Annotated in this window: 13 protein-coding genes; 8 read left to right on the forward strand and 5 right to left on the reverse strand. The window is 63.1% G+C overall.

All coding sequences use genetic code 11. The features are described 5' to 3' along the window. Positions 1-64: 64 nt before the first annotated feature. On the forward strand, positions 65-427 hold the full coding sequence (locus ACBG85_RS14295; RefSeq protein WP_003945032.1) for a hypothetical protein: 363 nt from the start codon (positions 65-67) through the stop codon (positions 425-427). Between the two features lie 64 nt (positions 428-491). Here ACBG85_RS14295 and ACBG85_RS14300 read toward each other — a convergent pair whose 3' ends face one another. The 5 genes from ACBG85_RS14300 to mptB form a co-directional block, all read right to left on the reverse strand. Then, positions 492-1,466, reverse strand: coding sequence for a heme A synthase (locus ACBG85_RS14300; protein ID WP_021332987.1), 975 nt, complete (start codon positions 1,464-1,466; stop codon positions 492-494). Between the two features lie 146 nt (positions 1,467-1,612). Beyond that, entirely contained in the window at positions 1,613-3,007 is a 1,395-nt protein-coding gene (locus tag ACBG85_RS14305; RefSeq protein ID WP_372027855.1) for a hypothetical protein, read from the reverse strand. A gap of 47 nt (positions 3,008-3,054) precedes the next feature. Beyond that, positions 3,055-3,891: an ABC transporter permease gene (locus ACBG85_RS14310; protein ID WP_370852751.1), complete on the reverse strand. Its 837-nt coding sequence runs from the start codon at positions 3,889-3,891 to the stop codon at positions 3,055-3,057. Positions 3,892-3,905: 14 nt separating this feature from the next. After that, a complete protein-coding gene (locus tag ACBG85_RS14315; RefSeq protein ID WP_007727917.1) occupies positions 3,906-4,847 on the reverse strand; it encodes an ABC transporter ATP-binding protein in 942 nt (313 codons plus the stop codon). Continuing rightward, positions 4,844-6,598 carry a polyprenol phosphomannose-dependent alpha 1,6 mannosyltransferase MptB gene (gene mptB / locus ACBG85_RS14320; RefSeq protein WP_003944776.1) on the reverse strand — a complete coding sequence of 585 codons (1,755 nt, stop codon included), beginning with the start codon at positions 6,596-6,598 and terminating at the stop codon, positions 4,844-4,846. Before mptB ends, ACBG85_RS14315 begins: the two co-directional genes overlap by 4 nt. Before the next feature lie 130 nt (positions 6,599-6,728). Between mptB and ACBG85_RS14325 the strand changes: the two genes are divergently transcribed. The 7 genes from ACBG85_RS14325 (at position 6,729) to ACBG85_RS14355 (ending at position 13,376) form a co-directional block, all read left to right on the forward strand. Then, a complete protein-coding gene (locus tag ACBG85_RS14325; RefSeq protein WP_269455348.1) occupies positions 6,729-7,475 on the forward strand; it encodes a metalloregulator ArsR/SmtB family transcription factor in 747 nt (248 codons plus the stop codon). Positions 7,476-7,630: 155 nt separating this feature from the next. Next, positions 7,631-9,091: a Fe-S cluster assembly protein SufB gene (sufB, locus tag ACBG85_RS14330; RefSeq protein ID WP_003944799.1), complete on the forward strand. Its 1,461-nt coding sequence runs from the start codon at positions 7,631-7,633 to the stop codon at positions 9,089-9,091. After that, on the forward strand, positions 9,091-10,311 hold the full coding sequence (gene sufD / locus ACBG85_RS14335; RefSeq protein WP_003945011.1) for a Fe-S cluster assembly protein SufD: 1,221 nt from the start codon (positions 9,091-9,093) through the stop codon (positions 10,309-10,311). Before sufB ends, sufD begins: the two co-directional genes overlap by 1 nt. A gap of 61 nt (positions 10,312-10,372) precedes the next feature. Further along, the gene (gene sufC, locus ACBG85_RS14340) at positions 10,373-11,179 is read left to right on the forward strand and encodes a Fe-S cluster assembly ATPase SufC (RefSeq protein WP_003944795.1); all 807 of its coding nucleotides are present in this window, start codon (positions 10,373-10,375) and stop codon (positions 11,177-11,179) included. Between the two features lie 5 nt (positions 11,180-11,184). After that, complete coding sequence (locus ACBG85_RS14345; protein ID WP_003944865.1) at positions 11,185-12,450, forward strand: cysteine desulfurase; 1,266 nt, start codon at positions 11,185-11,187, stop codon at positions 12,448-12,450. Positions 12,451-12,453: 3 nt separating this feature from the next. Next, positions 12,454-12,957: a Fe-S cluster assembly sulfur transfer protein SufU gene (gene sufU, locus ACBG85_RS14350; protein WP_003944894.1), complete on the forward strand. Its 504-nt coding sequence runs from the start codon at positions 12,454-12,456 to the stop codon at positions 12,955-12,957. After that, entirely contained in the window at positions 12,954-13,376 is a 423-nt protein-coding gene (locus ACBG85_RS14355) for a metal-sulfur cluster assembly factor (protein ID WP_003944963.1), read from the forward strand. Before sufU ends, ACBG85_RS14355 begins: the two co-directional genes overlap by 4 nt. Positions 13,377-13,667 lie beyond the last annotated feature (291 nt).

The raw sequence follows: 13,667 nt of genomic DNA on the forward strand, positions 1-13,667 counted from the left end.
AGGCGGCCGACGCTCAGTCCATGCCTGGTGTCGCTTCCGGGCTACCGACCAGTATTGTCGAGTCATGAGCACCGATACCGAGAAGTCGGACGCCACCCCGTCCGCGCCGGAACTGCCGAAGTCCACGGTGAACGCCATCACCAAGTTCGTCGCCGAGCACGGCGGCTCCGCCAGCGCCGTCATCCAGCCGGTCGGCCTGGCCGGCGTTCGCATCACCCTCGTAGGTGCCGACGGCATCCTCGGTGATCAGGTCGTCGAGGACCTCGCCACGGCAAACGCGGTCGTCGCGTCCTTCGACAACGTCACCGTCGCCGAGTGGGAGCGCGAACTGACGAGCATCGTCACCCCGCAGGAAGGCCATTTCAAGAAGATGGCCGGTTGGGTCGCCAACCAGACTCGGTTCCCGAAAGCTCGCAACGAATCCTGAAATGACGTGTGGGGCGTAGGAACACCTTTTGGTGTTCCTACGGCCCCACACGTGTCTTGAAGCGTCAGACAGCTGGTATCGGCGAATTGGTCGGCGTGTACTGGCGGGTCTTACCCGCAGCCCAAACTGCTGCGGTCGCAGCCGTGCACAGTCCCGCACCGGCGACGTGCATGATCACCAGAACTTCCGGCACATCGGTGAAGTACTGCACGACACCGATGAGCGACTGCGCGAGGATCAGTCCCAGCAGGACCTTCAGACGGATCTTCACGGCTGCGGATGTCCCGACCGCATACAGGCCGAAGGTCAGACCCACGACCAGCGCGAGATATCCGACCAGAAGCTGTGAGTGCAGATGGACGAGCGTCACGATCTCGATCTCCAGGCGAGGCACCGTCCGGTCCAGTCCCTTGTCGCCGGCGTGCGGGCCTGCGCCCGTTACGAGAGTTCCAGCGACCAAAACGCCGGCGAGCGCGACACCTGACAGCGCGGTAAGCCAGCGCAACGGCTTCGGCATCACGACCAGAGTTGTTGCTTCGTCGGGTTCCGCGATCTTCGCGTACATCACCGTGGCAACCCAGACCATCAGCATCGACGCAACCAGGTGAATGGCGACCGTCCACCACAGCAAGCCTGTGAGGACGGTGATACCGCCGATCACTGCCTGAACGACAGTGCCGAGCGGCATCATCCAGGCGTAGACAAGCACCTCTTTGCGTCGGCGAGCGCGAGTCACCGCAAGCACGATCGCAGCGGCGACGATGACGACCAGGAAGGTCAGCAGGCGGTTGCCGAACTCGACGGCTTGGTGAATCACCGCGACCTGTCCGTGGCCGACCGGGACGAAGCTACCGGGGAAGCACTGCGGCCACGTCGGGCAACCGAGTCCCGAGTCCGTCACGCGCACCACCGCGCCGGTGACAGCGATGCCGCCCTGCGTCAGGATCACGATGAACGCGATGATTTTCTGCGTTTTCAGCGAGGGGAGAGGTAGTCGATCCACCAAGCGTAAAAATCCGGCATACACACGATTCACCACGCCAACGATCGTAGTTCCCCATCAACTACACAGTGTCGTTGGGGCCAGCTCGCTCCGCGCCTGCCCCGCGTCGTTGGGGCCAGCTCGCTCCGCGCCTGCCCCGACTCGACGAGACCAGAACTGCGCAGCCGTGGGGCCAGCTCGCGTCAGTTCGCGCGAACTCGCACGATTCCCGAGATCGTTCCCTGGAAGTACTCGCCCGACTCGGTGATGAGTGCAGACATCTGAAGGGTGTCGTTGAGGATCGTCGACGGCAGCGGAGTCGAACCGATCTGCGACCCGTCCTTCGAGTCGATCACCGCGAAGGAGTAACCGTCCAGCGGAGAGGTGTTCGGAGCACCGTCTCGTGTCACGGTGTAGATCGAGCCGTCAGCCGTCGAGAGGTGGGGTACCGCGGAGCTGCGAATCGTGTTGTCCCACACGACATGGCAACCGACCGGATCGATGTCGACGCGGGTCATTCCGCCGTTGAAGGGTGCCGTGGCGGGGACCGCTGGACCGGCACCTTCAGGAGTCGTGGGGTACGGGTATCCGTAAGTGCCGGCGACGTAGACGGAATGACCGATGCCGACGGGGGAGTTCTCGCTGCCGCTCGGTGAGCCGTCCTGGCTGGCAGCGGACAACACCGGCTGCGTGCACACCTCGGCGCCCGTGTCAGCGCGATAGACATGCAAGCTCACTGTCGGGTGGGCGTTGTCGACGATGGTCAAGAAATCGCTGCCCGTCGACGGGCCGAAGTATGTCGGCGTCGATCCGGTTCCCCAGCTGAGCTGACCCGGATTACGGGCCGGCCCGCGGTCGTACGGCTGACGCCAGTCGATGACGACCTCGTCGCCATTTCGCTTCAGTTGGTAGAGCGCGTGGGTCGTTGCGACGGCAGTGCCCGTCGGGGAGCTGGAGATGCTGTTCTGCACCTGTTCACCTTCGGGGAGCGCAATGCTGTGCGCGATTCGATCCGCGCCGACATACCCGACGGTGCCGTGCCCGGTGGCGAACCAGACATTGCCTTCCCAGTCCGGAGCGAGGCCGGTGACGTTGTCGTCGGCGGCAACCGCACCACTGAGATCGACTACATCCGCGAGTTCCAGCCGCCAACTGCCGTCCGGATTCTGCGCATGGGAAATGCGGACCAGTTGACGGTTTCCGTCGACGGCTACGAGACGGTTCTCGTTGTCGAGGTAGGCGTAGACGCCGCCGAGCAGACTGCCCTTCGCGAGCGGCAGTTGTGCTACGGATCTACCCAACGGCGTGGCGTCGGCCTTCGGATCGATCAAATGGATGGTCGGGATCTGGCCGATCATCGTCGTGCAGAGCGAGACGATCATGCCGTCGGAACCCTGGAGGACCGTCGGGCAGGCGGCCATCATCGGGAAAGCAGTCACCTCGTGGGGGCCGGTTCCTGGACCGGGCAGCGGAGTGACGTCGGACGAGCCCGCGTCACCGTGCATGGTGGAAGTACCGACGGGACCGAGGTACGGATTTGCAGGTGCGAGTGGACCGGACACCGAAGGGGTCGCCGTTGCGGGTCCGGCACACAACATGACTGTTGCGGCCACACAGCCGACGATCTGAGCTGTCCGTCGTGTACTCACGTGAACTTGAACCACCTTGCTGCGCAGACTCCGGCCACTGCGGCCCAGATGAGTAGTACGAGAATCGAAAACCAGTCCATCGAGGTGTCGAGGGCCGCTTCGAGTGCGTGTGCGAGAGCGCCGGACGGAACAATGCGGACCAGCGTGTGGACGGCGGTCGGAAGTTCGCCGCTGGCGAAGACCACACTGCCGATGCCCACCATGATGAACCACAGGATGTTGGCGAGCGCGAGAACGATCTCTGCTCGCAAAGTACCGCCGAGCAGTAGGCCAAGCGCTGCAAATGTGACAGTACCGATGGCAATGACCACTGCACCGAGTACAAGTTCGACGAACGACGGACGCCATCCCAACGCCAAACCGATAGCGCCGAGCAAGAGTGACTGCAGAGCCACGACGATGATGACGGCAGCGCTCTTGCCTGCGATGATTCCCCACCGCGGTAGCGGCGTTGCACCGAGTCGCTTGAGCGCGCCGTATCGGCGGTCGAATCCGACGGCGATGGCCTGTCCGGTGAACGCCGTCGACATCACGGCAACCATCATGACACCAGGGAGCACGGTATCGACCCGAGAATCGCCCAAATCGCCGATCGGGAGTAGACACAGTCCGATGAGCAGGGTGATCGGGATGAACATGGTGAGCAGCAATTGCTCACCGTTGCGGAGCAGAAGAGTCAGCTCCAGTTTGGTCTGCGCCGCCAGCATCTTGGCCGCCGAATTGGGGCGGGGATCCGGCGAGAAGGTGCGTGGCTCGAAGCGGTTCTCGGCGAGCCGTCGGTCTCTGGCAACGCTGATGGGACTGCTCTGGCCGTTCGACGCTGTTTCGTTCATGACCTTGATCTCCGTCATCCCCTCAGTTCCCGGCCCGTCAATTCGAGGAAGACGTCTTCCAGACTCCGTTGATCGACGCGAATGTCGTTGATCAGCACGTCCTGATCGGCACACCACGTTGCGACAGTCGCCACGGTTGCCGGATCGATTGCACCTTCGACGACATAGGTGCCGGGGTTGGATTCCTCGATGCGGAACCCGGCGAGTGAACCGGCCAGCGAATCGAGGCTCAAACCGGGAACCGTCGTCAGACGGAGTTGTCCTTCGGCGCCCTTGCTGGTGACCTCCGCCGGCGTTCCCGACGCGACGATCTTGCCGTGGTCGATGATGACCAGTTCGTCGGCGAGCGCTTCGGCCTCGTCCATGAGGTGTGTGGTGAGCAGGACGCTCACGCCGTCGCGTCGCAGAGCGTCGATGAGTTCCCACACGAGCAGGCGCGCCTGAGCGTCGAGGCCGGCGGTGGGTTCGTCCAGAAATACCAACTCGGGACGCCCGACCAGCGCGCACGCCAGGGACAGTCGTTGCTGCTGGCCTCCGGAGAGGCGGCGGTACGGGGTCTTGCGCGCATCGGTGAGGCCGAGTTTGGAAAGGAGCCAGGCGGGATCGAGCGGGTCGGCCGAGTATGCGGCCACGAGGTCGAGCATTTCCCCGGCCTTGGACCCGGGGTACGCGCCGCCGCCCTGCAGCATGACGCCGATTCGCGAGCGGACTTCACCGGAGTCGGCGATGGGGTCGAGACCGAGCACTCGAACCGTGCCGGCATCGGGGGTGACAAACCCTTCGCACATCTCGACGGTGGTTGTCTTGCCGGCTCCGTTGGGGCCGAGCAGGGCAACGACCTGGGCCGTCTCGACAGTGAGATCGATACCGTCGACGGCTCGAACACCGTCGAAGGACTTGACGACACCCTGGATCTGTACCGCCGGCGTCGACGATCTGGAGGCTCTCGAGGTCACGGGGAATCAGCGTAAGCCCCCGCCGAGTTGTCTTCGTCTACCGGTCCGCCTTTCGTGATCTCCGCTACTGGCTTGTCGCTACGCCAGGGGAGTGAATTGCGGGTGAAGACAATGAGCGTTCCGGCGGTGAGGATGGTCGCGATGACGGCCTGCACGATCATGAACGGAAGGTATTCGGCGCCGTTGGACATCAACATGACGCTGACGATCGAGGTGAAGACGACGGCAGGGATGCGGAAAATCGGCGCGGTGGCCCACGCCGCCAACGGAAGGATCGCCCACAGCAGGTACCACGGCTGAACGACGGGGAACAGGAGAACGATCGCGCCGAGCGCGATGCCGAGTCCGCCGACCGGATGGATGCGGCCCATGTAGACCGAGATCATCATCCGTGCGGTGACGAGCATGGCGACGAGAGTTGCGATGGGCCGCGTGATCGTGAGGATCGCCGTCGTGTGATCGCCGAGTCCGAGCAGTACGCCTGCCAATCCCGTGCCGACGCCCAGGAGCGTCGGGATGGACATCCAACTCCGGACTGCCGTGGCGGTGTCGAGGGTGTTGATCCAACCCATACCGAGCCCACTGGCCACGCTGATGACAAACGTGACGACAGCGGCAACGATGCCCAGGAGAATCGCGGCTCCCGCCAGGGCTTTCCAGGTTCCACCCCAACGCCGGGCCAAAGCCATGCCGACAAATCCCAGTGCAAGCAAGGACGGAATTTTGACGGTCGACGACAAGGCGATCAAACCTGATCCCGCAACGAGATAGAACAGCGCTCGCCCACGGATGGGCCCGGACCCTTCGACTGCGCGAAGAGCGATCTCGATTCCGGCGAGCATCAACCCGAGCATGAGTGCTTCGTTGTGGATGCCGGCCACCAAGTGGAAGAGCAACAGCGGGTTCGCGGCACCGAGCCAGAGCGAACTGACGGCAGAGACACCGCATCGCTTGGCCAGTCGCGGTATCGCCCACACGATGAGCGCGACGCCGGCCAATGCGAGCAAGCGGTGCAAGAAGATTCCGGCCACGATGTTGTCGCCGGTCAGTGAGCTGATCCCGCGTCCCAGCCACAGGAAGAACGGTCCGTACGGAGCCGGGGTGTCGCGCCAGATCGTCGGAACCGTGCGGGTGAGAACGTGGTCGACGCCCAGTGCCGCCTTGGGGCCGATGGCGTACGGATCGAGTCCACGGGCCGCGATTTCGCTTTGAGCCAGATACGAGTAGACGTCGCGGCTGAACATCGGCGGTGCGACCGAGAGCGGCAGGATCCACAGCAGGAGTGTGCGGTCCAACTGGGAACGGGTCATGCGCCGCGGTGCGCCGGAACGGCTGCGTATGTCCCCGACTGCAAATCGGCCCATCATCAGCCAGGCCAGAACGACGAGCACGGTTCCGGTCATCGTCATGGTGAGTGAGACCGTCGGCATACGTCCGGGAAGGCTGAGGACTCGAAGTCCTGCGGTCGGATTCTGCAGGACGGGTTGTGCGCCGGCGCCGAGCGCTCCGACTGCCATCAAGACCGCGCCGGTTGCGCCGAATCGGCGAATCCCTCGCAGTTGTGCGGTTTCCTTCGCGTTCAGGCCAGGGCGCTCGTCCTCGTCGCCGTGCAGCACCGCGGCCATACTCTGCCGGGGAGCGGATCCGAAAGGTCGAACGCCGATTGTGGAAAGCGCGAGTGCCTTGGGTTTTTCCAGCAGGATCGCGCGCGCCGATCGGGCGGTCGTCGTCTTCTCGGGGGTCTGCGGCACACCAGGCAGCGTAGCGGCTCCATCCAGCCGGACAGACAAGCACAAACAACGTACGTTGTCCGGATATTCCCGAATGTAATGCAGGTTGCCCTTAGTAGACCTGCGAAAAGAATTCCGTCACACTTGTGTTGTGAAAAGAAATGCGTCAGACCCACGAAGCAAGGAAGTTGCAGGTCAGCCCACTGTAGCGGCCTCGCCGAGTGCTGCCGCAAATCCGGTGACAGTGAGCGTCGAAGGTCAGACGCGGGCGGCAGTGGTCAAGCTGCTACTCGAAGAAGGCCCCATTACTGCCTCCGAAATCGGCACGCGCCTCGGTTTGAGTGCCGCAGGTGTCCGACGTCACTTGGATGCGTTGATCGAGTCCGGCGAAGCCCGAACTGCTTCGGCGTCGTCGCTGCGTCAGCGTGGACGAGGTCGTCCCGCCAAGCAGTTCCAGATCACCGCGACCGGTCGCGGCCGCCTCGGCCACACCTACGACGATCTGGCGGGAGCCGCGATGCGGCAACTCCGTGAAATCGGCGGAGACGCGGCAATCGAGGAGTTCGCCAAGCGTCGGGTTCAGGCGATCGTCGGAGACGTCGAACCGGCTGATCCGACAGATGTCGACAACGTCGAGGCGACAGCGGACGCAATCGCCGAAGCCTTCAACGCGGTGGGGTTCGCGGCGTCGACCCGGCCGGTCGGCAACGGCGTGCAGATCTGCCAACACCATTGCCCGGTTTCCCATGTGGCAGAAGAGTTTCCGGAACTGTGCGAGGCAGAGCAGCAAGCATTCCGGCAATTGCTCGGGACTCATGTTCAGCGTCTGGCGACCATCGCCAACGGTGACTGCGCCTGCACGACGCACGTGCCCCTCGTGTCCACCGGGAGTAGATGACCGGACCAGAGTGTTCTACAGAGCGTTGCCACCGTGCAGCGTTCGAATAGAGATTTTTCAGCTAGTTCTTCAAAGTCAGAACTGCTCGACCACAGCGACCAGCCCTCGCTGAGCCCGAGCAGCCGTCAAGAAACAAGACTCCGGAAGGAGCTCGCATGACCGTCACATCAGACCAGGCGACTACCACTGCGGCAGCAGGCACCGAGCCGCTCACGCAGGAAGAGACCATCGCGTCCCTCGGTCATTACGGCTACGGCTGGTCCGATTCCGACGAAGCCGGAGCCAGCGCGCAGCGCGGGTTGTCCGAGGCTGTCGTGCGGGACATCTCCGCCAAGAAGAGCGAGCCCGAGTGGATGCTCGACATCCGCCTCAAGGCGCTGCGCACCTTCGACAAGAAGCCGATGCCGAACTGGGGCAGCGACCTCGAAGGTATTCACTTCGACAACATCAAGTACTTCGTCCGGTCCAGCGAGAAGCAGGCCGAGTCGTGGGAAGACCTGCCCGAGGACATCAAGAACACGTACGACAAGCTCGGCATCCCCGAGGCGGAGAAGCAGCGCCTCGTTGCCGGCGTCGCAGCTCAGTACGAGTCCGAGGTCGTCTACCACTCGATCCGTGAGGATCTCGAGGAGCAGGGTGTCATCTTCCTCGACACGGACACCGGTCTCAAGCAGCACCCGGAGCTGTTCAAGGAGTACTTCGGATCGGTCATCCCGGCCGGCGACAACAAGTTCTCCGCGCTGAACACCGCCGTGTGGTCGGGCGGCTCGTTCATCTACGTTCCACCGGGAGTCCACGTGGACATCCCGCTGCAGGCGTACTTCCGCATCAACACCGAGAACATGGGTCAGTTCGAGCGCACCCTGATCATCGTCGACGAAGATGCCTCCGTGCACTATGTCGAGGGTTGCACCGCGCCGATCTACAAGTCCGATTCACTGCACTCGGCCGTCGTCGAGATCATCGTGAAGAAGGGCGGCCACTGCCGCTACACGACCATCCAGAACTGGTCCAACAACGTCTACAACCTGGTGACCAAGCGCACCAAGGTCGAGGCCGGCGGATCCATGGAGTGGGTCGACGGCAACATCGGCTCCAAGGTCACCATGAAGTACCCGGCCGTGTGGCTGATGGGCGAGTACGCCCGCGGTGAGGTTCTCTCCGTTGCGTTCTCCGGCGAGGGCCAGCACCAGGACACCGGCGCCAAGATGCTCCACCTCGCGCCGCACACGTCCTCGACCATCATCAGCAAGTCTGTCGCCCGTGGTGGTGGACGTGCGTCGTACCGCGGTCTGGTGCAGGTCAACAAGGGTGCCCACGGCTCCAAGTCGACCGTCAAGTGTGACGCTCTGCTGGTCGACCAGATCAGCCGAAGCGACACCTACCCGTACGTCGACATCCGCGAGGACGACGTCACCATGGGTCACGAGGCCACCGTTTCGAAGGTCAGTGACGATCAGCTCTTCTACCTGATGAGCCGCGGACTGACCGAGGACGAGGCGATGGCCACCATCGTGCGTGGATTCGTCGAGCCCATCGCGAAGGAACTCCCGATGGAGTACGCGCTCGAGCTCAACCGCCTTATCGAACTTCAGATGGAAGGGGCTGTGGGTTAGTGACCACGCCAGAGACCGGAGTCATCGGAGCTGTTGCCGGGGAGAACCCGACCGCTCCTGTAAAGGGTGCAGCCACAGGCTCACCCATCACGAACAAGGGTGAGCAGTTCTCCTCGTTCGACGTCAATGCTTTCGAGGTTCCCGGCGGACGTGACGAGATCTGGCGGTTCACCCCGCTGCGTCGCCTCCGGGGATTGCACGACGGCAGCGCCGTCGCCAACGGACAGGTCACCGTCGAGGTCGACGGCGGAAGCGACATCACCGTCGAGACCGTCGGCCGTGACGACGCACGTCTGGGCAAAGCCGGCGTTCCCGCTGATCGCATTGCAGCGCAGGCGTATTCGAGCTTCGAGACGGCAACGGTCATCTCGGTTGGTGCCGAGGTCGAGGTCGAGAAGCCCGTTGTGGTCACCATGACCGGCCCCGGAGTCGACAACGTCGCCTACGGACACACCCAGATTCGGCTGGCGCAGTTCGCCAAGGCGACGTTCGTGATCGACCAGCGCGGCAGCGGAACCTTCGCGGAGAACATCGAATTCGTTCTCGGTGACAGTTCGCAGCTGACCGTGGTGGCCATCCAGGACTGGGCGGACGACGCGGTTCACGTGACGTCACACCACGCTCGCCTGAACCGCGACGCAGTGCTTCGATACACCTCGATCAGCCTGGGCGGCGATCTGGTTCGCCTGTCCGCCACCGTCAAGTACGACGGACCGGGCGGCGACGCCGAACTGCTCGGCCTGTACTTCGCCGACGCCGGCCAGCATCTGGAACAGCGTCTGCTGGTGGATCATTCGCAGCCCAACTGCAAGTCCAACGTGGTCTACAAGGGTGCGCTTCAGGGAGATCCCGGATCCGGCAAGCCCGACGCGCACACCGTGTGGATCGGCGACGTTCTCATCCGCGCCGCAGCGGAGGGCACCGACACGTTCGAGCTCAACCGCAACCTGGTGCTGACCGACGGCGCCCGCGCCGACTCGGTTCCGAACCTCGAAATCGAGACCGGTGAGATCGTCGGGGCCGGCCACGCAAGTGCAACGGGACGTTTCGACGACGAGCAGCTGTTCTACCTGCGTGCTCGTGGTATCCCGGAGGATCAGGCTCGTCGTCTGGTCGTACGTGGGTTCTTCCACGAAATCATCAACAAGATCGCTGTTCCCGAGGTGCGCGATCGCCTCGAAGCCGCAGTCGAAGCCGAACTCGCAGCCGTCGGCTCCTGACCGCCCCGCATGCGACACCACCCCGTCGCTACGCTCGCCCGCCTCATCTTGAAGGAATTTCATGTCTACCAGTGACAACACCACCACCTCGGTCCTCGAGGTTCGTGACCTGCACGTCGAGGTCGCCAACTCCGATGCCAACGCCGAGCCCATCCAGATCCTCAAGGGCGTCGACCTGACGGTCCGCTCCGGCGAGACCCACGCGATCATGGGTCCCAACGGCTCCGGCAAGTCGACTCTGTCGTACGCCATCGCCGGTCACCCCAAGTACCAGGTCACGTCCGGCTCCATCACCCTCAACGGTGAAGACGTCCTCGCAATGAGCGTCGACGAGCGTGCGCGTGCCGGGCTCTTCCTGGCCATGCAGTACCCCGTCGAGGTTCCCGGCGTTTCCATGTCCAACTTCCTGCGCACCGCCGCTACGGCCGTGCGAGGCGAGGCTCCCAAGCTGCGCCACTGGGTCAAGGAAGTCAAGGAAGCCCTCAGCGAGCTCGAGATCGATCCCTCGTTCATCGAGCGCTCGGTCAACGAAGGTTTCTCCGGTGGCGAGAAGAAGCGCCACGAGATCCTGCAGTTGGGCATGCTCAAGCCGAAGATCGCGATCCTCGACGAGACCGACTCCGGCCTCGACGTCGACGCTCTGCGCACCGTCTCGGAAGGCGTCAACCGCTACAAGGAGCGCGAGAACGGCGGCGTTCTGCTGATCACGCACTACACGCGCATTCTGCGCTACATCAACCCCGACTTCGTTCACGTGTTCGTCGGTGGCCGCATCGTCGAGTCCGGTGGACCGGAGCTGGCCGACGAGCTCGAGACCAACGGCTACGTTCGTTTCACCGCGGACACCGCAGCTACCCAGGGAGCGTAATCACGATGACCACCTCGGTGCGCGAGCTCGACGTCACAGCGGTTCGGGCCGACTTCCCGATCCTGGCGCGAACCGTGCGCGACGGAAAACCTTTGGTGTACTTGGATTCCGGCGCTACCTCACAGCGTCCGGTCCAGGTTCTCGATGCCGAACGGGACTTCCTGACCACGTGTAACGCGGCAGTACACCGGGGTGCTCATCAGCTCGCAGAAGAGGCGACGGACGCGTACGAGAATGCTCGCGCCACCATCGCTTCTTTCGTGGGCGCGGATTCGGACGAGTTGGTGTTCACCAAGAACGCCACCGAGGCTCTCAATCTGGTGACCTACGTTCTCGGTGACGATCGCTTCGACCGCCATGTCGGTCCTGGCGACGAAATCGTCATCACCGAACTCGAACACCACGCCAACCTCGTTCCCTGGCAGGAACTTGCGCGCCGAACCGGTGCGACGCTCAAGTGGTACGGAGTCACCGACGACGGCCGGATCGATCTCGATTCGCTGGAGCTGACAGACGCGGTGAAGGTCGTTTCGTTCACCCACCAGTCCAACGTGACCGGCGCGATCGCGCCCGTCGAGGAATTGGTGCGACGAGCACGCGCCGTCGGTGCACTCGTCGTGCTCGACGCGTGCCAGTCGGTGCCTCACATGGCCGTCGACTTCCACGAACTGGGAGTGGACTACGCGGCGTTCTCGGGCCACAAGATGCTCGGCCCTTCGGGGGTCGGAGTTCTCTACGGCCGTCGTGAACTGCTGGCAGCGATGCCTCCGTTCATCACCGGCGGGTCGATGATCGAGACGGTCACCATGGAGGTCAGCACCTACGCGCCGCCGCCTCAGCGTTTCGAAGCCGGCGTACCGATGACCTCACAGGTGGTCGGACTGGGCGCTGCCGTGGATTACCTGAACACCTTCGGGATGGACGCCGTCGCCGCGCACGAGCACGTGTTGGTGGAGGCTGCTCTCGAAAAGTTGTCGGCGATCGAAGGTCTGCGCATCATCGGACCACAGACGTCCGAGAACCGCGGCGGAGCGATTTCCTTTGTCGTGGACGGTATTCACGCCCACGACCTCGGACAGATCCTCGACGACGAGGGCGTCGCGATTCGCGTCGGACACCATTGTGCGTGGCCGCTGCATCGTAAGTTCGGTGTCGCTGCGACGGCCCGTGCGTCGTTTGCGCTCTACAACACCACCGCGGAAATCGATGTTCTCGTTGCCGCGATCAAGCGTGCGCAGGAATTTTTCGGTGTCGCAGGGGAGTTGAACTGAATCATGCGCATGGAGCAGATGTATCAGGAAGTGATCCTCGATCACTACAAACATCCGCACGGCCGCGGACTCCGTGAGCCGTTCGGCGCCGAGGTGCACCACGTCAACCCGACGTGTGGCGACGAGGTGACGTTGCGCGTCCAGATCTCCGAGGACGGAACGGTCTCCGACGTCTCGTACGACGGTCAGGGTTGTTCGATCAGCCAGGCGTCGACGTCGGTGCTCAACGACCTCGTCATCGGGATGCAGGTCACCGACGCACTGAAGACGGTGACGGCGTTCAACGAGATGGTGAGCAGTCGGGGCACCGTCGAGGGGGACGAGGACGTTCTCGGCGACGGCATCGCGTTCGTCGGTGTCTCGAAGTATCCGGCACGCGTGAAGTGCGCCTTGCTCGGATGGATGGCATTCAAGGATGCTGTAGTCCAGATTGTCGACGGCAGTGCTGTGACGACGGCGGACAGCAGCAGTGAATTGGTCGACACTACTGAAGGACAGGGATCATGACCGAGACACAACCAGTGCAGGACGCCGAGGTCGGCGCTCCGGTGAATCCGAATCCCGATTCCACTGCGGAATTCGGTGGCGCACAGGGCAGTGGCACTGTCCCGTCGCCTGAGCGACTCGACGAACTCGAAGAAGCGATGCGCGACGTCGTCGACCCCGAACTGGGAATCAACGTCGTCGATCTCGGCTTGGTCTACGGACTCTTCGAAGACGACGGTGTCGTCACGATCGACATGACTTTGACGTCGGCGGCGTGCCCGTTGACCGACGTGATCGAGGACCAGGCACGCGGCGCACTTGTGCGTAGCGATCTGTGTACCGACATGAAGATCAACTGGGTGTGGTTGCCGCCGTGGGGACCGGACAAGATCACCGAAGACGGACGCGAGCAACTTCGCGCACTCGGCTTCACGGTCTGACAAGCAACCTCGGCACGATCAACTGAATACATTTCACCGGAGCGTCGGTGCCCGTTCGTCGGGTACCGGCGCTTCGGTTTGTTATATAGGGCCGTTTTAGCCATGATATTCAGGACAATAGTCCCAAATGGTTGTTTGATGAATATTTGCTGGAAGCTGACTGATCGGTAACATCGCAGCTGATTGTCACGATGTGATCTCCGGCGGGCGATTTGCCAGTTTCCACCCGAGCTTTCCAAAGTATTCGTCTCATTTTCGAAGTGCCCCGATCAGTTCGAAGCGTCCAGCGGA

The sequence above is a fragment of the Rhodococcus sp. NyZ502 genome (assembly GCF_041464245.1).
Classification (GTDB): Bacteria; Actinomycetota; Actinomycetes; order Mycobacteriales; family Mycobacteriaceae; genus Rhodococcus_F; species Rhodococcus_F qingshengii.